The following is a 17,096-nucleotide window of genomic DNA, read 5'->3' on the forward strand; positions in this document are numbered from 1 at the left end:
TGAGTCGTAGCGCCTTCAGTTCGCCTCTTTAGTAATGAGGAGGCGGTGTTTCTTCTGTGGGATCCGCTAGGTTAGAGGCATCAATATTTTTAACCTTACCCACAACATACTTCATCTGGTGCTGCATCTTAGATATAAGGAGTTGTTGCTGACCAAGGGCATCATTGAGCTCTTCGATGGTTTGTTCTTGGAATGCAGCCTTGCACTCAAGATCATCAATCTTTTGATTGAGTTGCTGAATTAAAGTAGAAATCTCAGTCGTGTTGGACATCAATGCGAGCCTATAAAGTCGATAATGGTTCGCAGTTTACCCCAGATCATCATTCCCTTCATCTTTTAGGGAACTATTATAAATTACTGTGTCTAAAAGCCCATCGCTCGCAATTTTACTTAGAAATGACAATTAATAGTTGTCTACACGCAATTATAATTCGTACACTGATCTGTAATTTGCTAATTTTAATAAGATTAGCGATAAATAATCTGCACTAAAAAGTGCTCGTAGCAAATGGCGCAGCCATGATTTGGAGAACTCAATGAAACCAATGCTAAAACTTTCTCTGCTTGCAGCAACTGTTGCTCTAGCAGTAGGTTGTCAAAAAGAAGAAGCACCAAAGACAGAAACTGCAGCAGCAGCTCCAGCAGAAGCAGCAGCAATGCAATTCAACTCTGACGAAGATAAAGCGGCATACGCAATCGGTGTTTCGTTCGCTACTTACCTAAAAGCAAGTGTAGAGAAGCCTCAAGAAATCGGCATTGAACTTAGCGATGAGATGGTACTTAAAGGTATTACTGATGCGTTTGGTGGTAATGCAGGTCTTAACGAAGATGAAATCCGTCAAGCTCTTGAAGGCCTTGATGCTCGCGTAAGTGAGCAAATGGCGGCTCAGGCTGCAGAGAAATCAGCTGCTGCAATCAAAGCAGGTGAAGACTTCCGTGCAGAATTTGCTAAACAAGATGGCGTAATGCAAACAGAGTCAGGCATTCTTTACCAAGTAGAGAAACAAGGCGACGGCGCAACACCTAAAGAAACTGACGTTGTTAAAGTGCACTATGTGGGCACACTAACAGACGGCACTCAGTTCGACAGCTCAATTGAGCGTGGCGAACCAGCGACATTCCCTCTTAATCGAGTGATTCCTGGTTGGACCGAAGGCGTTCAGCTAATGCAAGTGGGTTCTAAGTACAAGTTTGTTATTCCACCAGAGCTTGCATACGGTGACCAAGAGTCTCCAGCTATCCCAGCTAACTCAACACTAGTGTTTGAAGTTGAACTATTGGATATCGAAGCTCCAGCTGCACAGTAACAGTTGAAAAATACTTATGAAACCGAGGCTTGCCTCGGTTTTTTTGTATTTTGTTTATGACTCAGATCAGAATATTGCGGTGTTGACTCAGGCAGGACTCTCTTTTTTAAAATATTCTGATAAACTTTGACTTAATATTTGAATTCTGAACATGGACAAGCGCGTGAACACAGAAACTCTTGATACAGAATCGCTTTTAGAGTTGGAATCCGTTGATGTAAAGCCCTTTACGGAACATGACAAGATCATCCTGCGCTCTTATGAGGCAGTGGTTGATGGCATCGCGAGCTTAATTGGACAATTCTGTGAGATCGTTCTTCACTCTCTAGAGGATCTCAATACCTCTGCTATCCGTATCGCCAATGGTGAGAATACCGGTCGCCAAGTGGGTTCACCGATTACCGACCTAGCGTTGAAGATGCTGAAAGACATCGAAGGCTCTGAGCGTAACTTTTCTCGTGCTTACTTTACCCGCGCTAAAGGCGGAGTATTGATGAAGTCTATTACCGTTGCTATTCGCAATGGCGATAATCGAGTGATTGGCCTTTTGTGTATGAATGTCAACTTAGACGCGCCCTTCTCTCAAGTGCTGCACTCGTTCATGCCAACAGAAGAAGCTGAGGCTGCTGCATCATCGGTAAACTTCGCTAGTGATGTAGAAGAACTGGTGGACCAAACCGTTGAGCGCACCATTGATGAAGTCAACGCGGACAAGATGGTCTCTAACAATACCAAGAATCGTCAGATCGTTATGGAGCTGTACGATAAGGGTATCTTCGATATTAAGGATGCCATCAACCGTGTAGCGGATCGTCTCAACATCTCTAAACACACCGTTTATCTCTACATTCGTCAGCGTAAGACTGAGGAAGAGTAGTTTGAGCCTATCGTATACCTTAGTGGTCAGTGGGGAGGTTTATGGTGAGCAATCTAGTTTAAATGCTTACCAATTTGCTGAAGCACTGATAAAAAAGGGACACCGTTTAGTAAGTGTGTTCTTTTATCAACAAGGAGTAACGAACGGCAATGGCCTAACCGTTCCGGCGAACGATGAGTTTGATCTAGTTTCTGCCTGGCAGCAGTTGGCTGCTGAACATGGTGTGCTATTGCAAACCTGTGTAGCCGCGGCATTGCGAAGAGGCATTGTCGGCAAGGAAGAATCTGAGCAACATCAGCTTGCACAGTCAAATCTTGCGGATGGCTTTGAACAATCGGGTCTAGGTAGTTTGGCTGAGGCTTTATTGACTCAGGATAGGGTAGTGCAGTTTTGAAAAAGATTACCTTTGTATTCACTAGCACCCCGCACAGTACAGCGCATGGTCGAGAAGGCCTAGATGCGATTTTCGCAACGTCTGCTTACAGTGAGAACCTACAACTGGTCTTTGCTGGGGATGGGGTGAGTCAACTATTAAAACAGCAACAGCCACAATCTATCCTTAGCCGAGATTACATCTCTGCATTTCGTTTGCTGGATCTCTATGAAGTCGAAGAGGTTTATGTGTGCAGCGAAAGCCTGAATGAATTAGGCTTTACTCAGCAAGAACTGTTCTTGGATGCAGAGCTTCTAGATAGCGAAGGGATAGCACACAAGCTTGCCACTTCAGATGTCGTACTAAGGTTTTAGTCATGCTTCATATTGTTTCTCGTTTACACAGCCTAGAGACTCTATCTCGCTATGTTTCAGCCAAGGACACCTTGTTATTGGTGGAAGAAGCGGTGTACGCAACGAACCCTAAACACAAAAAACACGCACTATTACCCTCTATTGAGGTTAAAGCGCTTCAGCCTGACATCATAGCTCGAGGTTTAGAGAGTGTAGGTGCTTCGCATATCGAAGCGGTCGACTTTCCAGGATTTGTGGATCTCACCGCCGAACACAGCAAATCCATTACTTGGTAAGCACTTTTCTGCGTGTTTATGTCCGATCTAGGCACGATCTGATAAGGATCTGCCTGCTGGTTAAAAAAGATCTGTATATTTCTTGACACCCCCCCCATCCCCGAATAGAATTTCGCGTCCCTAATTGCACTAGTGTGATAGGGCTTAGATTTTTCACAAAGCTTACTTTAAGTAATCAGGAGCTAGTTAATGGCAACTATTAACCAGTTGGTACGTAAGCCTCGTGCAAAGCAAGTTGTTAAAAGCAACGTGCCTGCACTAGAAGCGTGCCCACAAAAACGTGGTGTATGTACTCGTGTTTACACTACTACACCAAAAAAACCTAACTCAGCACTTCGTAAGGTTTGCCGTGTTCGTCTAACGAACGGCTTTGAAGTGACTTCGTACATCGGCGGTGAAGGCCACAACCTTCAAGAGCACAGTGTTGTTCTTATCCGTGGCGGTCGTGTTAAAGACCTTCCAGGTGTGCGTTACCACACTGTTCGCGGTGCACTTGACTGTGCAGGCGTTAACGACCGTAAACAAGGTCGTTCTAAGTACGGTGTGAAGCGTCCTAAGTCTTAATGGATTCCGTTAAGTAAGGCCAAACACTAAATTAAATTTTAATTTTGAAGAAACTGTAAAGTTTTGGATAACCTGAAGAAGACAACGGAGAATTCCTATGCCACGTCGTCGCGTTATTGGTCAGCGTAAGATCCTTCCAGATCCTAAGTTCAAATCTGAACTGCTGGCAAAATTCGTTAACATCCTTATGGTTGACGGAAAGAAATCTACTGCAGAGAAAATTGTTTACACTGCACTAGAAACTATGGCTGAGAAGTCTGGTAAAGACCACTTAGCTGTATTTGAAGAAGCTCTTGAAAATGTTCGCCCAGCGGTAGAAGTTAAATCTCGCCGTGTAGGTGGTTCAACTTACCAAGTACCTGTAGAAGTTCGTCCGGTTCGCCGTAACGCTCTTGCTATGCGTTGGTTGGTTGAAGCTGCGCGTAAGCGTGGTGAAAAATCTATGGCTCAACGCCTAGCTGCTGAAATGCTAGACGCGTCTGAGAACAAAGGTACTGCGGTTAAGAAACGTGAAGACGTTCACCGCATGGCTGACGCTAACAAAGCGTTCGCACACTACCGCTGGTAATCCCTCGGTAATACCTTTAGTGCAGCGAGCTTTGCTCGCTGCATTTCTCTATTTTTCAGAAAGGAAAAATAGGGTCTATTCATATTTTTAAAGTTCTTTTTAAAATATTAATAGTCCCTAATAAGAGGATACAATCGTGGCTCGTAAAACTCCTATTGAGCACTACCGTAATATCGGTATCGTGGCTCACGTAGATGCAGGTAAAACAACCACAAGTGAGCGTATTCTATTCTATACCGGTCTCTCCCATAAAATTGGTGAGGTTCATGACGGCGCAGCAATCATGGACTGGATGGAGCAAGAGCAAGAGCGTGGTATTACTATCACATCTGCGGCTACCACCACCTTTTGGCGCGGTATGGAAGCTCAATTCCCAGATCATCGCATCAACATCATTGATACCCCAGGACACGTTGACTTCACTATCGAAGTAGAGCGCTCATTGCGCGTACTTGATGGCGCAGTAGTGGTATTCTGTGGCGCGTCTGGTGTTGAGCCTCAATCTGAAACCGTTTGGCGTCAAGCTGATAAATACGGTGTTCCTCGTCTAGTGTTCGTTAACAAAATGGATCGCACGGGTGCAGATTTCTTACGTGTTGTCGATCAAATTGAAGAGCGTCTTGGCGCTACTCCAATTCCAATCCAACTAAACGTAGGTACGGAAGAAGAGTTTGCTGGCGTTGTTGACCTTATCAAGATGAAGCGCATCAGCTGGAATGAAGCTGATCAAGGGATGTCTTTCTCTTATGAAGAAGTCCCGGCTGACATGCTTGAAAGTGCTGAAGAGTGGCGCACTAACTTGGTTGAGGCAGCAGCTGAAGCCAATGAAGAGTTAATGGACAAGTACCTTGAAGAGGGTGAACTAAGCGAAGCTGAGATCAAGCAAGGTCTACGCATTCGTACCCTTAACAATGAAATCGTATTGGCAACGTGCGGAAGTGCTTTCAAAAACAAGGGTGTTCAAGCTGTACTTGATGCTGTTGTTGACTTCCTACCATCTCCAGTCGATGTTCCTGCGATTCAAGGCGTAGACGAGAACGAAAAAGAAGTTGAGCGTCATGCCGACGACAAAGAACCGTTTTCAGCACTAGCATTTAAGATTGCGACAGACCCGTTTGTAGGTACGTTGAGTTTTGTGCGTGTCTACTCTGGTGTTGTCAAAACCGCAGATACGGTCTACAACTCAGTAAAACAGAAAAAAGAACGTCTTGGTCGTATTATGCAAATGCACTCGAACAAGCGTGAAGAAGTAAAAGAAGTACGAGCAGGCGATATCGCTGCTGTAATCGGTCTTAAAGACGTAACCACAGGTGATACCTTGTGCGATATGAACCACAAAGTGATTCTAGAGCGCATGGAGTTCCCAGATCCAGTTATTCAGATTGTGGTTGAGCCAAGATCTCAAGCAGACCAAGATAAGATGGCCATTGCTTTAGAGAAACTTGCTGCGGAAGACCCTTCTTTCCACGTGGAAATGGACGAAGAAACAGGTCAGACACTGATCTCTGGTATGGGTGAACTTCACCTTGATATCATCGTCGACCGTATGAAGCGTGAATTCAATGTTGGCTGTAATGTAGGTAACCCTCAAGTGGCTTACCGTGAAGCGATTCGTGGTACAACTGAGATTGAAGGTAAATTTATTCGCCAAGGTGAGCGTAACCAATACGGTCACGTATGGCTTAAACTTGAGCCGTCTGAACCCGGCGAAGGTTTTGTTTTTGAAAACGATATTGTGGATGGTGTGGTTCCAAGTGAATACATCAATTCGGTATCGAAAGGTATCGAAGAACAAATGATCAATGGTGTGCTTGCTGGCTATCCTATGCAGGATGTCAAAGCGACTTTGTTCGATGGTTCTTACCACGATGTTGACTCAAGTGAGATAGCGTTTAGAATCGCTGCCTCAATGGCGTTCAGGGATGGTGCTCTTAAGGCACAACCAGTTCTCCTTGAACCAATGATGAAAGTTGAAGTAACTACTCCAGAAGACTGGATGGGTAGTGTAGTGGGTGACCTAAACCGTCGCCGCGGCATTATTGAAGGCATGGAAGATGGTACTGCAGGACTCAAAGTAGTCCGTGCGCAGGTTCCACTGTCTGTCATGTTTGGTTATTCAACTGACTTGCGTTCGGCGACACAAGGCCGTGCTTCTTACTCTATGGAGTTTAGTGAGTACGCTGAAGTGCCGAAGAATGTGGCTGATGCTATTATTGCCGAGCGTGGTTAATAGTTTAGGCGTTGTATAGACCTGATGAAATTTTCAGATCAGCACGCCTAAATATTGCGCTAAAGGCGTTTGATGCTTAAAATAGCAAATTCTGGCGCGCCTCGACTATGTCTGGTCGCGGCGAATCATAACTAGGAAGGAACACGATCGTGTCTAAAGAAAAATTTGAACGTACGAAACCGCACGTAAACGTTGGTACTATCGGCCACGTTGACCACGGTAAAACAACTCTAACTGCAGCTATCTGTACTACTCTTTCAAAAGTATACGGTGGTGAAGCTAAAGATTTCGCATCTATCGATAATGCTCCTGAAGAGCGTGAGCGCGGTATCACAATCGCTACTTCTCACGTTGAGTACGATACTCCTGATCGTCACTACGCACACGTAGACTGTCCTGGACACGCCGATTATGTTAAAAACATGATCACTGGTGCTGCTCAAATGGACGGCGGTATCCTAGTTGTTGCTGCGACTGATGGCCCTATGCCTCAAACTCGTGAGCACATCCTACTTGGTCGTCAGGTTGGTATCCCTTACATCATCGTATTCATGAACAAATGTGACATGGTTGATGACGAAGAACTACTTGAGCTAGTAGAAATGGAAGTTCGTGAACTTCTTTCTGAGTACGATTACCCAGGTGATGATCTACCAGTAATCCAAGGTTCTGCTCTTGGCGCTCTAAACGGCGAGAAAGAGTGGGAAGACAAGATTGTTGAGCTTGCAGAAGCACTAGATTCTTACATTCCACTTCCAGAGCGTGCTGTTGACCAACCGTTCCTACTTCCTATTGAAGATGTATTCTCAATTCAAGGTCGTGGTACTGTTGTAACTGGTCGTATCGAGCGCGGTATCCTACGCGTAGGTGACGAAGTAGAAATCGTTGGTATCAAAGAAACTACTCTTACTACTTGTACTGGTGTTGAAATGTTCCGTAAGCTGCTTGACGAAGGTCGTGCAGGTGAGAACGTTGGTGCACTTCTACGTGGTACTAAGCGTGATGACGTTGAACGTGGCCAAGTACTTGCTGCTAAAGGTTCTATCAACCCACACACTAAGTTTGAGTCTGAAGTATACGTACTTTCTAAAGACGAAGGCGGCCGTCACACTCCTTTCTTCAAGGGTTACCGTCCACAGTTCTACTTCCGTACAACTGACGTAACAGGCGACATCACTCTACCTGAAGGCGTAGAGATGGTAATGCCAGGTGACAACGTTCAAATGACTGTTGAGCTAATCGCTCCAATCGCAATGGACGAAGGTCTACGTTTCGCAATCCGCGAAGGTGGCCGTACTGTAGGTGCTGGTGTTGTTGCTAAGATCTTTGACTAATATTTAGTTAAAATCTTGCGATACTCTTCCTCGGAAGAAACCGCATTTGAAAAGGGAAGCTTCGGCTTCCCTTTTTGTATTTAATAGCAGCGAGCTTTTAGCCGTTAGCTGCAAGGTTGATATCCCCCCTAAAGGCTTGAAGCTACCAGCTTGTAGCTGATCCTCCGATTATTTTTCACACACCCCTTGCATACCCTTCTGCGATCTGTATAATGCCTCCCACTGACTTAGGTCGGTTTGTGAACCAATGAGCACTGAGGGGCTAGGTTTTTCCTAGGTAACGTATACTCAGCTTATGTTCGCGGTTAATACAATTAATAAATAGCGTTAAGCTACAAGTTAATCGAAAATTAACTGACAATGCTTCCTGATTTTGGAGGCTACGGTTTCACATAAATCAATCGGCATTCCCTTATCTTTTTAAGCGTGAGTGGCGATATTGTTTGTGTATTTAATTATTAATTGGAGCTCTGTCTCATGCAGAACCAACGTATTCGTATCCGCCTTAAAGCTTTCGATTATAAACTAATCGATGCTTCAACTGCGGAAATCGTTGAAACAGCAAAACGTACTGGCGCACAGGTTCGTGGTCCTATTCCACTACCTACTCGTAAAGAGCGTTTCACTGTTCTAACTTCCCCACACGTTAACAAAGACGCACGTGACCAGTACGAAATTCGTACACACAAGCGTTTGATCGACATCGTTGAACCAACTGACAAGACTGTAGATGCACTTATGCGTCTAGATCTTGCTGCTGGTGTTGATGTTCAAATCAGCCTAGGTTAAGGGAGTTAGAATAATGATTGGTCTAGTCGGACGTAAAGTGGGTATGACCCGCGTATTTACCGAAGAAGGCGTTTCTATCCCAGTAACTGTAGTGGAAGTAGAAAATAACCGTGTATCACAAGTTCGTACTCTTGATACTGATGGTTACTCTGCAATCCAGATTACAGCTGGTGCTAAGAAAGCTAGCCGCGTAAACAAAGCTGAAGCAGGTCACTTTGCTAAAGCTGGCGTTGAAGCAGGTCGCGGTCTTTGGGAATTCCGTTTGGAAAACGGTGAAGAGTTTGAAATTGGCGCTGAGCTAAATGTAGAACTTTTCAACGAAGTTAAAAAAGTAGACGTTACTGGTACATCTAAAGGTAAAGGCTTCCAAGGCGCTATCAAGCGTTGGAACTTCTCTACTCAAGATATGACTCACGGTAACTCCTTGTCTCACCGTGCACCGGGTTCAATTGGCCAATGCCAAACTCCAGGTCGCGTATTTAAAGGCAAGAAAATGGCTGGTCACATGGGTGCTGAGCGTGTAACGACTCAAAACCTAGAGATCGTACGTGTTGACGCTGAACGCAATCTGCTTCTTATTAAAGGTGCAGTACCGGGTTCAATCGGCGGCAACGTTATCGTAAAACCAGCTGTTAAAGCATAACGTCTAGGAGTAAGTAATGGAATTGATGGTTAAAGGTGCTGATGCACTAACTGTTTCCGAGACTACTTTCGGACGTGACTTCAACGAAGCTCTTGTACACCAAGTAGTTGTTGCTTATGCAGCAGGTGCTCGTCAAGGTACTCGTGCTCAAAAGACTCGTTCTGAAGTATCTGGCGGTGGCGCTAAGCCATGGCGTCAAAAAGGTACTGGCCGTGCACGTGCTGGTACAATTCGTAGCCCAATCTGGCGATCAGGTGGTGTTACTTTTGCTGCGAAACCTCAGGATCACAGCCAAAAAGTAAACAAAAAAATGTATCGCGGTGCTATGAAAAGCATTCTTTCTGAGCTTGTTCGTCAAGAACGCCTAGTTGTTGTAGACAACTTCTCAGTAGAAGCACCAAAAACTAAAGAGCTGCTAGCTAAGCTTAATGAACTTGAGCTTAACGATGTTCTGATCGTAACTGGCGAAGTAGATGAAAATCTATTCTTAGCTGCTCGTAACCTATACAAAGTTGACGCACGTGACGTTGCTGGCATTGATCCAGTAAGTCTAATCGCGTTTGACAAGGTTCTAATAACTGCTGACGCAGTTAAGCAAGTTGAGGAGATGCTGGCATGATCACTGAAGAGCGTCTACTAAAAGTTCTACGTGCTCCACATATCTCTGAAAAAGCAACTATGGCTGCAGAGAAAGCGAACACTATCGTTTTCAAAGTAGCAAAAGATGCAACTAAGAAAGAGATCAAAGCAGCTGTAGAAAAGCTATTTGAAGTTGAAGTTAAGTCTGTAAATACTCTTGTTCTTAAGGGTAAGACCAAACGTCAAGGTATGCGTGAAGGCCGTCGTTCAGACGTGAAAAAAGCTTACGTTACCTTGAAAGAAGGTCAAGATCTTGACTTCGTTGGCGGCGCGGAATAACAGGAGTAGTTAAGAATGGCTATTGTTAAATGTAAGCCGACTTCCCCTGGTCGTCGTCACGTAGTTAAAGTTGTTAACACTGACCTGCACAAGGGTAAGCCATACGCACCACTTCTAGAGAAAAACTCTAAGAACGGTGGTCGTAACAACAACGGTCGTATCACAGTACGTCACATCGGTGGTGGTCACAAACATCACTACCGTCTAGTTGACTTTAAACGTACTAAAGATGGCATTCCAGCGAAAGTTGAGCGTCTAGAATACGATCCAAACCGTAGCGCAAACATTGCTCTAGTTCTGTACGCAGACGGTGAGCGCCGCTACATTATCGCACCTAAAGGTATTTCAGCTGGTGATACAGTCCAGTCTGGTGTTGATGCGCCAATCAAAGCAGGTAACACCCTGCCGATGCGTAACATCCCAGTTGGTTCAACTGTTCACTGTGTTGAGCTTAAGCCTGGTAAAGGTGCACAAATTGCTCGTTCTGCAGGTGCATACGCACAAATCATCGCTCGCGATGGTGCATATGTAACTGTACGCCTACGTTCTGGCGAGATGCGCAAAGTTCTTTCTGAAGGTCGTGCAACGATCGGTGAAGTTGGTAACTCTGAGCACATGCTACGTGAACTAGGTAAAGCTGGTGCTTCACGCTGGCGCGGCGTACGTCCAACCGTACGTGGTGTAGTAATGAACCCGGTAGATCACCCACACGGTGGTGGTGAAGGTCGTACATCTGGTGGCCGTCATCCAGTATCACCTTGGGGTCAGCCTACTAAAGGCTTTAAGACTCGTAAGAACAAGCGCACTGACAAGTACATCGTACGTCGTCGTAACAAGTAATCTATAAAGAGGAATCGCCATGCCACGTTCTCTCAAGAAAGGTCCTTTTATTGACCTGCACTTGCTGAAGAAGGTAGAGAAAGCGGTAGAGAATAGCGACAAAAAACCAATTAAAACTTGGTCTCGCCGTTCAATGATCATCCCAACAATGATTGGTTTGACTATCGCTGTCCATAATGGTCGTCAGCACGTACCAGTATTCGTTACCGAAGAAATGATCGGTCACAAACTGGGCGAATTCGCACCAACTCGTACTTATCGCGGCCATGCTGCAGATAAGAAAGCTAAGAAGAAATAAGGAGTAGATGATGGAAGCTTTAGCTAAACATAACTTTGCTCGTATTTCTCCACAGAAAGCGCGCCTTGTAGCGGATCAAATCCGTGGCAAGAACGTTGATCAAGCACTAGAAATCCTAACTTTCAGCAACAAAAAAGCTGCTGAACTAGTTAAGAAAGTTCTTGAATCAGCTATCGCGAATGCTGAGCATAACGAAGGTGCAGATATCGACGATTTAAATGTCGCTAAAATCTTCGTAGATGAAGGTCCTATCATGAAGCGTATTATGCCTCGTGCTAAAGGCCGTGCCGACCGTATCTTGAAGCGTTCTTGCCACATCACTGTTGTTGTTGCAGACGTTTAAGACTAGGAGATAAGCAATGGGTCAGAAAGTACATCCTAATGGTATTCGTCTTGGCATCGTTAAGCCTTGGAATGCTACATGGTTTGCTAACACCAAAGATTTCGCTGACAACCTAGACGGCGACTTCAAGGTACGTCAGTTCCTTACTAAGGAACTTTCAAAAGCGTCTCTTTCACGTATCGTTATCGAGCGTCCTGCTAAGAGCATTCGTGTGACTATTCACACTGCTCGTCCAGGCGTTGTGATCGGTAAGAAAGGCGAAGACGTTGAGAAGCTACGCGCAGCTGTAGCTAAAATCGCAGGTGTACCAGCGCAGATTAACATCGCTGAAGTACGTAAGCCTGAGCTTGATGGTCAACTAGTAGCTGATAGCATCGCTTCTCAGCTAGAGCGTCGTGTTATGTTCCGTCGTGCTATGAAGCGCGCAGTTCAAAACGCAATGCGTCTAGGTGCCAAGGGTATCAAAGTAGAAGTAAGCGGCCGTCTTGGCGGTGCTGAAATCGCGCGTACTGAATGGTACCGTGAAGGCCGTGTGCCACTACATACCCTACGTGCTGACATCGATTACGCAACTTCTTCGGCTCACACCCAATACGGTGTGATCGGCATTAAAGTCTGGATCTTCAAAGGTGAAATCCTAGGCGGAATGCCAGCTGCAAATGCAGTAGAGCCAAAGGCTGACAAGCCTAAGAAGCAGCGTAAAGGCCGTAAGTAAGGAGTCGACAGATGCTACAACCTAAACGTACTAAGTTCCGTAAGGTTCAGACAGGTCGTAACCGTGGCCTAGCTAAAGGTACTGAAGTAAGCTTCGGCGAATTCGGTCTTAAAGCTGTTGGTCGTGGACGTATTACTGCTCGTCAAATCGAAGCGGCGCGTCGTGCAATGACACGTCATGTTAAACGTCAAGGTCAAATCTGGATTCGTATCTTCCCAGACAAACCGATTACTGAAAAACCTCTTGAAGTTCGTCAAGGTAAAGGTAAAGGTAACGTAGAGTACTGGGTTGCTCAAATCCAACCTGGCAAGGTTATGTACGAAATGAATGGCGTACCTGAAGAGTTGGCACGTGAAGCGTTCCGCCTAGCGGCACGTAAACTGCCTATCAAAACAACATTTGTAACGAAGCAGGTGATGTAATGAAAGCACAAGAGCTACGTGAAAAAAGCGTTGAAGAGCTTAACGCTGAGCTATTAAATTTGCTACGTGAACAGTTCAACTTGCGCATGCAAGCTGCAACTGGTCAACTACAGCAGACACATACTCTTAAAGCTGTACGCCGTGATATCGCACGTGTTAAAACCGTATTGACTGAGAAGGCAGACGCATAATGAGCGACAAAACCCGTACTTCACTTGGTCGTGTTGTTAGTGACAAAGGCGATAAGTCTATTGTTGTTGCTATCGAGCGCATGGTTAAACACCCAATTTACGGCAAGTTCGTAAAGCGCACGACTAAGATTCACGCACATGATGAAAACAACGAGTGTGGCCTAGGCGATACTGTTGAAGTTCAAGAATGTCGTCCACTGTCTAAGACTAAGTCTTGGACTTTGGTGAAAGTTGTAGAAAAAGCGAAAATCTAATTTTCGTTAATTTTTAACAACTTAAAGCGGCTTCCAGGTTTTTTTGGAAGCCGCTTATTTTTTGTCTACCCAATTGCGAAAAAGGGTGGTACAATTCGCGTCCCTTTAAAGAGGCAGCCCGACCCGAGAGGGTCTAGTTTTTAATATTTAGCGGAGCACTAACAATGATCCAAATGCAAAGTACACTTGACGCTGCAGATAACTCTGGCGCGCGCAAGGTAATGTGTATTAAGGTTCTGGGTGGCTCACACCGTCGTTATGCACATATCGGAGACGTCATCAAAGTTACTGTGAAGGAAGCAATTCCTCGCGGTAAAGTAAAAAAAGGTGATGTTCTGAAGGCGGTAGTAGTTCGCACCCGTAAAGGCGTTCGTCGTCCAGACGGTTCTGTCATTCGCTTCGACCGTAATGCTTGTGTATTGTTGAACGACACTACTGAGCAACCAGTCGGCACTCGTATCTTTGGCCCAGTGACTCGTGAACTTCGTAATGCGAAATTCATGAAGATTGTTTCACTGGCTCCAGAAGTACTATAAGGAGCACTTAAATGGCAGCTAAAATCCGTCGTAACGACGAAGTAATCGTTCTTGCTGGTAAAGATAAAGGCAAGAAAGGTAAAGTAACTAAGGTTCTAGCAACCGGTAAAGTTATCGTTGAAGGTATCAACCTTGTTAAGAAACACCAGAAGCCTGTACCGGCAATGGGTGTTCAAGGTGGTATCGTAGAGCAAGAAGCAGCAATTGATGCTTCAAACATTGCAATCTACAACGCAGCTACTGGTAAAGCAGACCGTATCGGTTTCCGTTTCGAAGATGGCAAGAAAGTTCGTTTCTTCAAGTCTAACAACGAAATCGTTTCTAACTAAGAATAGAGTAATTTGGAGTGAACTATGGCGAAACTGCATGATTACTACAAGTCGTCTGTAGTCGCTGAACTGACCAAAGAGTTCAGCTACACAAGCGTCATGCAAGTCCCTAGAATCGAAAAGATCACCCTTAACATGGGTGTGGGTGAAGCAATCAATGATAAGAAGCTTCTAGAAAACGCAGCATCTGATATGGCAACGATCTCTGGTCAAAAGCCACTTATCACTAAAGCGCGTAAATCTGTTGCAGGCTTTAAAATCCGTGAAGGCTACCCAATCGGTTGTAAAGTAACCTTGCGTGGCGAACGTATGTGGGATTTCCTTGAGCGTTTGATTAACATCGCTCTACCACGTGTACGTGACTTCCGTGGTGTTAGCGCTAAGTCTTTTGACGGACGCGGTAACTACAGCATGGGCGTTCGCGAGCAAATCATCTTCCCGGAAATCGACTTTGATAAAGTTGATCGCGTTCGTGGTCTTGATATTACTATCACGACTTCTTCGAACACCGATGAGGAAGGCCGAGCTCTGCTGGCTGCCTTTAACTTCCCATTCCGTAAGTAAGGTGAAGGGTTACTGTTATGGCTAAACAATCTATGAAGGCACGTGAAACAAAACGTGCAAAGCTAGTAGCAAAATTCGCTGAAAAGCGTCGTGCGCTAAAAATCACTATCAGTGATGTTAACGCATCTGAAGAAGAGCGTTGGGACGCAGTACTTAAGCTGCAATCTCTTCCACGTGATTCAAGTGCATCACGTCAGCGTAACCGTTGCAACCAAACTGGTCGTCCACACGGTTACCTACGTAAGTTCGGTCTTAGCCGTATTAAGGTTCGTGAAGCTTGCATGAAAGGCGAGATTCCGGGTCTTCGTAAGGCTAGCTGGTAAGTGCCACTTAATCATTTGGAGTATAACGTATGAGCATGCAAGATCCGATTTCGGATATGCTGACCCGCATTCGTAACGGTCAGGCAGCAAACAAAGTTGCTGTAAAAATGCCTTCTTCAAAGCTTAAAGTTGCAATTGCTACTTTGCTGAAAAACGAAGGTTACATCACAGACTTCGCTGTAGAAAGCGGAGCAAAACCAGAGCTAGAAGTTACTCTTAAGTACTTCCAAGCAAAACCAGTAATCGAGCAAATCCAACGTGTTTCTCGTCCAGGTCTGCGTGTCTATAAGAATAAAGACAGCCTTCCTTCAGTGATGGGTGGTTTGGGTATTGCTGTAGTGTCCACTTCCAAAGGTCTTATGTCTGACCGCGCCGCTCGTAAAGCGGGTCTTGGTGGTGAGATCATCTGCTACGTAGCTTAAGGAGTAGAATATGTCTCGTGTTGCTAAAGCACCTGTCGCTATTCCAGCTGGAGTAGAGGTGAAGATTAACGGTCAAGAAGTTACTGTGAAAGGCCCTAAGGGTGAACTTTCTCGCGTTTTCAACAACGCAGTAGTAGTTTCTCAGGAAGATAACAACCTAACTTTCGGTCCACGTGAAGGTGTAGCTGGTGCTTGGGCACAAGCTGGTACTGCTCGTGCACTTGTAAACAACATGGTTGTTGGTGTTACTGAAGGCTTTACAAAGAAACTGATTCTTAAGGGTGTTGGTTACCGTGCTGCTATTAAAGGCAACGCTGTAAACCTAACTCTAGGTTTCTCTCACCCAGTTGAGCACGCTGTGCCAGCGGGTATTAAAGCTGAATGTCCTAGCCAAACTGAAATCGTACTAACTGGTGCTGATAAGCAACTAGTTGGTCAGGTTGCGGCTGACATTCGTTCTTACCGTGAGCCTGAGCCTTATAAAGGTAAAGGTGTTCGTTACGCAGATGAATATGTGCGTACCAAAGAAGCTAAGAAGAAGTAAGGTAACACTATGGATAAGAAAGCATCTCGCATCCGTCGTGCTACACGTGCACGTCGTAAGATTGCTGAACTTCGTGTGAACCGTCTAGTAGTACACCGTACTCCTCGTCATGTGTATGCACAGGTTATTGCACCAAACGGCTCTGAGGTTATCGCAGCGGCTTCTACTGTAGAAAAAGCGATCCGTGAGCAAGTTAAGAGCACTGGTAACGTTGACGCTGCTAAAGCTGTAGGTAAAGCTATTGCTGAGCGCGCTATCGAAAAAGGCATTTCAAATGTTGCTTTCGATCGTTCTGGTTTTCAATACCACGGTCGAGTAGCGGCGCTAGCAGATTCTGCTCGCGAAGCTGGTCTGAAATTCTAAGGTAGGGTTGATCGATGGCTAAAGAACAACAACAAGCTTCAGATTTGGCAGAAAAACTAATCGCCGTTAACCGCGTTGCTAAGACGGTTAAAGGTGGTCGAATCTTTAGTTTCACTGCACTAACAGTAGTTGGTGACGGTAACGGTCGCGTAGGTTTCGGTTACGGCAAAGCTCGTGAAGTACCTGCAGCGATTCAAAAAGCAATGGAAAAAGCACGTCGTAACATGGTTACTATCGCGCTTAATGAGGGTACTCTTCACCACGCGGTGAAAGGTCGTCATACTGGCTCTAAAGTTTACATGCAGCCAGCTGCGGAAGGTACTGGTATCATCGCCGGCGGTGCGATGCGTGCAGTACTTGAAGTTGTAGGTGTTCACAACGTACTAGCGAAAGCGTACGGTTCAACGAACCCTATCAACGTAGTTCGCGCGACTATTGATGGTTTGAGCGGCATGAAATCTCCAGAGATGATAGCTGCTAAACGTGGTCTAACTGTTGAAAATATTTCGGAGTAAGCACCATGGCAACTATTAAAGTAACTCAAACTAAAAGCTCAATTGGTCGTCTACCTAAGCACAAACTGTGCTTACGTGGTCTTGGCCTTCGTCGCATCAACCACACAGTAGAACTTGAAGACACGCCTGCAGTACGCGGCATGATCAACAAGGTTTACTACATGGTTAAAGTTGAGGAGTAATCA

At 45.3% G+C, this 17,096-nt stretch carries 30 protein-coding genes; 29 read left to right on the forward strand and 1 reads right to left on the reverse strand.

Annotated elements, in window-relative coordinates; all coding sequences use genetic code 11:
- Positions 1-28: 28 nt before the first annotated feature.
- Positions 29-271: a SlyX family protein gene (locus D5I41_RS09225; RefSeq protein WP_119009559.1), complete on the reverse strand. Its 243-nt coding sequence runs from the start codon at positions 269-271 to the stop codon at positions 29-31.
- Between the two features lie 265 nt (positions 272-536).
- On the opposite strand from D5I41_RS09225, the gene fkpA reads away from it, so the two are divergent.
- The 29 genes from fkpA to rpmD all read left to right on the forward strand — a co-directional run bounded on the left by fkpA (position 537) and on the right by rpmD (position 17,093).
- Entirely contained in the window at positions 537-1,307 is a 771-nt protein-coding gene (fkpA, locus tag D5I41_RS09230) for an FKBP-type peptidyl-prolyl cis-trans isomerase (protein ID WP_119009560.1), read from the forward strand.
- A 151-nt stretch (positions 1,308-1,458) separates the two neighbouring features.
- A complete protein-coding gene (locus tag D5I41_RS09235; RefSeq protein WP_017029460.1) occupies positions 1,459-2,184 on the forward strand; it encodes a helix-turn-helix transcriptional regulator in 726 nt (241 codons plus the stop codon).
- 1 nt (position 2,185) lies between these two features.
- On the forward strand, positions 2,186-2,578 hold the full coding sequence (gene tusD / locus D5I41_RS09240) for a sulfurtransferase complex subunit TusD (protein ID WP_017031384.1): 393 nt from the start codon (positions 2,186-2,188) through the stop codon (positions 2,576-2,578).
- Positions 2,575-2,931: a sulfurtransferase complex subunit TusC gene (gene tusC, locus D5I41_RS09245; RefSeq protein ID WP_119009561.1), complete on the forward strand. Its 357-nt coding sequence runs from the start codon at positions 2,575-2,577 to the stop codon at positions 2,929-2,931. Before tusD ends, tusC begins: the two co-directional genes overlap by 4 nt.
- Before the next feature lie 2 nt (positions 2,932-2,933).
- Positions 2,934-3,206, forward strand: a complete 273-nt coding sequence (gene tusB / locus D5I41_RS09250) for a sulfurtransferase complex subunit TusB (protein ID WP_119009562.1) — start codon at positions 2,934-2,936, stop codon at positions 3,204-3,206.
- Positions 3,207-3,395: 189 nt separating this feature from the next.
- Positions 3,396-3,770 carry a 30S ribosomal protein S12 gene (gene rpsL / locus D5I41_RS09255; protein ID WP_004399892.1) on the forward strand — a complete coding sequence of 125 codons (375 nt, stop codon included), beginning with the start codon at positions 3,396-3,398 and terminating at the stop codon, positions 3,768-3,770.
- 97 nt (positions 3,771-3,867) lie between these two features.
- Positions 3,868-4,338 (forward strand): 30S ribosomal protein S7, encoded by a 471-nt coding sequence (rpsG, locus tag D5I41_RS09260; protein WP_017029464.1) that lies wholly within the window; start codon positions 3,868-3,870, stop codon positions 4,336-4,338.
- 136 nt (positions 4,339-4,474) lie between these two features.
- Positions 4,475-6,568: an elongation factor G gene (gene fusA / locus D5I41_RS09265; RefSeq protein WP_119009563.1), complete on the forward strand. Its 2,094-nt coding sequence runs from the start codon at positions 4,475-4,477 to the stop codon at positions 6,566-6,568.
- A 149-nt stretch (positions 6,569-6,717) separates the two neighbouring features.
- Positions 6,718-7,902 carry an elongation factor Tu gene (gene tuf / locus D5I41_RS09270; protein ID WP_119009564.1) on the forward strand — a complete coding sequence of 395 codons (1,185 nt, stop codon included), beginning with the start codon at positions 6,718-6,720 and terminating at the stop codon, positions 7,900-7,902.
- Between the two features lie 477 nt (positions 7,903-8,379).
- Positions 8,380-8,691: a 30S ribosomal protein S10 gene (gene rpsJ, locus D5I41_RS09275; RefSeq protein ID WP_004736761.1), complete on the forward strand. Its 312-nt coding sequence runs from the start codon at positions 8,380-8,382 to the stop codon at positions 8,689-8,691.
- Between the two features lie 13 nt (positions 8,692-8,704).
- Entirely contained in the window at positions 8,705-9,334 is a 630-nt protein-coding gene (rplC, locus tag D5I41_RS09280) for a 50S ribosomal protein L3 (protein ID WP_017242792.1), read from the forward strand.
- Between the two features lie 16 nt (positions 9,335-9,350).
- Positions 9,351-9,953: a 50S ribosomal protein L4 gene (gene rplD, locus D5I41_RS09285; protein ID WP_119009565.1), complete on the forward strand. Its 603-nt coding sequence runs from the start codon at positions 9,351-9,353 to the stop codon at positions 9,951-9,953.
- Complete coding sequence (rplW, locus tag D5I41_RS09290) at positions 9,950-10,252, forward strand: 50S ribosomal protein L23 (RefSeq protein WP_017029101.1); 303 nt, start codon at positions 9,950-9,952, stop codon at positions 10,250-10,252. Before rplD ends, rplW begins: the two co-directional genes overlap by 4 nt.
- 15 nt (positions 10,253-10,267) lie before the next feature.
- The gene (gene rplB, locus D5I41_RS09295; protein WP_119009566.1) at positions 10,268-11,092 is read left to right on the forward strand and encodes a 50S ribosomal protein L2; all 825 of its coding nucleotides are present in this window, start codon (positions 10,268-10,270) and stop codon (positions 11,090-11,092) included.
- Between the two features lie 19 nt (positions 11,093-11,111).
- Entirely contained in the window at positions 11,112-11,390 is a 279-nt protein-coding gene (gene rpsS, locus D5I41_RS09300; RefSeq protein WP_017029099.1) for a 30S ribosomal protein S19, read from the forward strand.
- A 10-nt stretch (positions 11,391-11,400) separates the two neighbouring features.
- On the forward strand, positions 11,401-11,733 hold the full coding sequence (gene rplV / locus D5I41_RS09305) for a 50S ribosomal protein L22 (protein ID WP_119009567.1): 333 nt from the start codon (positions 11,401-11,403) through the stop codon (positions 11,731-11,733).
- A 16-nt stretch (positions 11,734-11,749) separates the two neighbouring features.
- Positions 11,750-12,448 carry a 30S ribosomal protein S3 gene (gene rpsC / locus D5I41_RS09310; RefSeq protein WP_017029097.1) on the forward strand — a complete coding sequence of 233 codons (699 nt, stop codon included), beginning with the start codon at positions 11,750-11,752 and terminating at the stop codon, positions 12,446-12,448.
- An 11-nt stretch (positions 12,449-12,459) separates the two neighbouring features.
- The gene (gene rplP / locus D5I41_RS09315) at positions 12,460-12,870 is read left to right on the forward strand and encodes a 50S ribosomal protein L16 (protein WP_017029096.1); all 411 of its coding nucleotides are present in this window, start codon (positions 12,460-12,462) and stop codon (positions 12,868-12,870) included.
- A complete protein-coding gene (gene rpmC / locus D5I41_RS09320) occupies positions 12,870-13,061 on the forward strand; it encodes a 50S ribosomal protein L29 (RefSeq protein ID WP_017029095.1) in 192 nt (63 codons plus the stop codon). Before rplP ends, rpmC begins: the two co-directional genes overlap by 1 nt.
- Positions 13,061-13,315 carry a 30S ribosomal protein S17 gene (gene rpsQ / locus D5I41_RS09325; protein WP_017242791.1) on the forward strand — a complete coding sequence of 85 codons (255 nt, stop codon included), beginning with the start codon at positions 13,061-13,063 and terminating at the stop codon, positions 13,313-13,315. The genes rpmC and rpsQ overlap by 1 nt, the downstream gene beginning before the upstream one ends.
- Positions 13,316-13,479: 164 nt before the next feature.
- Positions 13,480-13,851, forward strand: coding sequence for a 50S ribosomal protein L14 (rplN, locus tag D5I41_RS09330; protein ID WP_017029093.1), 372 nt, complete (start codon positions 13,480-13,482; stop codon positions 13,849-13,851).
- Positions 13,852-13,862: 11 nt separating this feature from the next.
- On the forward strand, positions 13,863-14,180 hold the full coding sequence (gene rplX, locus D5I41_RS09335; RefSeq protein ID WP_017029092.1) for a 50S ribosomal protein L24: 318 nt from the start codon (positions 13,863-13,865) through the stop codon (positions 14,178-14,180).
- A 24-nt stretch (positions 14,181-14,204) separates the two neighbouring features.
- Positions 14,205-14,744 (forward strand): 50S ribosomal protein L5, encoded by a 540-nt coding sequence (gene rplE, locus D5I41_RS09340; RefSeq protein WP_017029091.1) that lies wholly within the window; start codon positions 14,205-14,207, stop codon positions 14,742-14,744.
- A gap of 17 nt (positions 14,745-14,761) precedes the next feature.
- A complete protein-coding gene (gene rpsN, locus D5I41_RS09345) occupies positions 14,762-15,067 on the forward strand; it encodes a 30S ribosomal protein S14 (RefSeq protein ID WP_017029090.1) in 306 nt (101 codons plus the stop codon).
- A gap of 29 nt (positions 15,068-15,096) precedes the next feature.
- The gene (gene rpsH, locus D5I41_RS09350) at positions 15,097-15,489 is read left to right on the forward strand and encodes a 30S ribosomal protein S8 (protein WP_017029089.1); all 393 of its coding nucleotides are present in this window, start codon (positions 15,097-15,099) and stop codon (positions 15,487-15,489) included.
- Positions 15,490-15,499: 10 nt separating this feature from the next.
- Positions 15,500-16,033 (forward strand): 50S ribosomal protein L6, encoded by a 534-nt coding sequence (rplF, locus tag D5I41_RS09355; RefSeq protein ID WP_017029088.1) that lies wholly within the window; start codon positions 15,500-15,502, stop codon positions 16,031-16,033.
- 9 nt (positions 16,034-16,042) lie between these two features.
- On the forward strand, positions 16,043-16,396 hold the full coding sequence (rplR, locus tag D5I41_RS09360; protein ID WP_017029087.1) for a 50S ribosomal protein L18: 354 nt from the start codon (positions 16,043-16,045) through the stop codon (positions 16,394-16,396).
- Between the two features lie 14 nt (positions 16,397-16,410).
- Positions 16,411-16,911 carry a 30S ribosomal protein S5 gene (gene rpsE / locus D5I41_RS09365; RefSeq protein WP_017029086.1) on the forward strand — a complete coding sequence of 167 codons (501 nt, stop codon included), beginning with the start codon at positions 16,411-16,413 and terminating at the stop codon, positions 16,909-16,911.
- Positions 16,912-16,916: 5 nt separating this feature from the next.
- A complete protein-coding gene (gene rpmD, locus D5I41_RS09370; protein ID WP_017029085.1) occupies positions 16,917-17,093 on the forward strand; it encodes a 50S ribosomal protein L30 in 177 nt (58 codons plus the stop codon).
- Positions 17,094-17,096: the final 3 nt, after the last annotated feature.

It is taken from the genome of Vibrio superstes, from assembly GCF_003569005.1.
Lineage (GTDB): Bacteria > Pseudomonadota > Gammaproteobacteria > Enterobacterales > Vibrionaceae > Vibrio > Vibrio superstes.

Bases quoted from the DNA above. Each gene is read 5' to 3' on its own strand.
- rplX (WP_017029092.1), top strand. From the start codon at position 13,863: ATGGCAGCTAAAATCCGTCGTAACGACGAAGTAATCGTTCTTGCTGGT.
- rpsN (WP_017029090.1), top strand. From the start codon at position 14,762: ATGGCTAAACAATCTATGAAGGCACGTGAAACAAAACGTGCAAAGCTA.
- rplN (WP_017029093.1), top strand. From the start codon at position 13,480: ATGATCCAAATGCAAAGTACACTTGACGCTGCAGATAACTCTGGCGCG.
- rpsG (WP_017029464.1), top strand. From the start codon at position 3,868: ATGCCACGTCGTCGCGTTATTGGTCAGCGTAAGATCCTTCCAGATCCT.
- rpsE (WP_017029086.1), top strand. From the start codon at position 16,411: ATGGCTAAAGAACAACAACAAGCTTCAGATTTGGCAGAAAAACTAATC.
- rpsH (WP_017029089.1), top strand. From the start codon at position 15,097: ATGAGCATGCAAGATCCGATTTCGGATATGCTGACCCGCATTCGTAAC.
- rpsL (WP_004399892.1), top strand. From the start codon at position 3,396: ATGGCAACTATTAACCAGTTGGTACGTAAGCCTCGTGCAAAGCAAGTT.
- rplF (WP_017029088.1), top strand. From the start codon at position 15,500: ATGTCTCGTGTTGCTAAAGCACCTGTCGCTATTCCAGCTGGAGTAGAG.
- rpsQ (WP_017242791.1), top strand. From the start codon at position 13,061: ATGAGCGACAAAACCCGTACTTCACTTGGTCGTGTTGTTAGTGACAAA.
- rplV (WP_119009567.1), top strand. From the start codon at position 11,401: ATGGAAGCTTTAGCTAAACATAACTTTGCTCGTATTTCTCCACAGAAA.
- rplP (WP_017029096.1), top strand. From the start codon at position 12,460: ATGCTACAACCTAAACGTACTAAGTTCCGTAAGGTTCAGACAGGTCGT.
- rpmD (WP_017029085.1), top strand. From the start codon at position 16,917: ATGGCAACTATTAAAGTAACTCAAACTAAAAGCTCAATTGGTCGTCTA.
- rplW (WP_017029101.1), top strand. From the start codon at position 9,950: ATGATCACTGAAGAGCGTCTACTAAAAGTTCTACGTGCTCCACATATC.
- rpmC (WP_017029095.1), top strand. From the start codon at position 12,870: ATGAAAGCACAAGAGCTACGTGAAAAAAGCGTTGAAGAGCTTAACGCT.
- D5I41_RS09235 (WP_017029460.1), top strand. From the start codon at position 1,459: ATGGACAAGCGCGTGAACACAGAAACTCTTGATACAGAATCGCTTTTA.
- rpsS (WP_017029099.1), top strand. From the start codon at position 11,112: ATGCCACGTTCTCTCAAGAAAGGTCCTTTTATTGACCTGCACTTGCTG.
- tusB (WP_119009562.1), top strand. From the start codon at position 2,934: ATGCTTCATATTGTTTCTCGTTTACACAGCCTAGAGACTCTATCTCGC.
- rplR (WP_017029087.1), top strand. From the start codon at position 16,043: ATGGATAAGAAAGCATCTCGCATCCGTCGTGCTACACGTGCACGTCGT.
- rpsJ (WP_004736761.1), top strand. From the start codon at position 8,380: ATGCAGAACCAACGTATTCGTATCCGCCTTAAAGCTTTCGATTATAAA.
- rplD (WP_119009565.1), top strand. From the start codon at position 9,351: ATGGAATTGATGGTTAAAGGTGCTGATGCACTAACTGTTTCCGAGACT.
- rpsC (WP_017029097.1), top strand. From the start codon at position 11,750: ATGGGTCAGAAAGTACATCCTAATGGTATTCGTCTTGGCATCGTTAAG.
- D5I41_RS09225 (WP_119009559.1), bottom strand. From the start codon at position 271: ATGTCCAACACGACTGAGATTTCTACTTTAATTCAGCAACTCAATCAA.
- fkpA (WP_119009560.1), top strand. From the start codon at position 537: ATGAAACCAATGCTAAAACTTTCTCTGCTTGCAGCAACTGTTGCTCTA.
- rplB (WP_119009566.1), top strand. From the start codon at position 10,268: ATGGCTATTGTTAAATGTAAGCCGACTTCCCCTGGTCGTCGTCACGTA.
- rplC (WP_017242792.1), top strand. From the start codon at position 8,705: ATGATTGGTCTAGTCGGACGTAAAGTGGGTATGACCCGCGTATTTACC.
- rplE (WP_017029091.1), top strand. From the start codon at position 14,205: ATGGCGAAACTGCATGATTACTACAAGTCGTCTGTAGTCGCTGAACTG.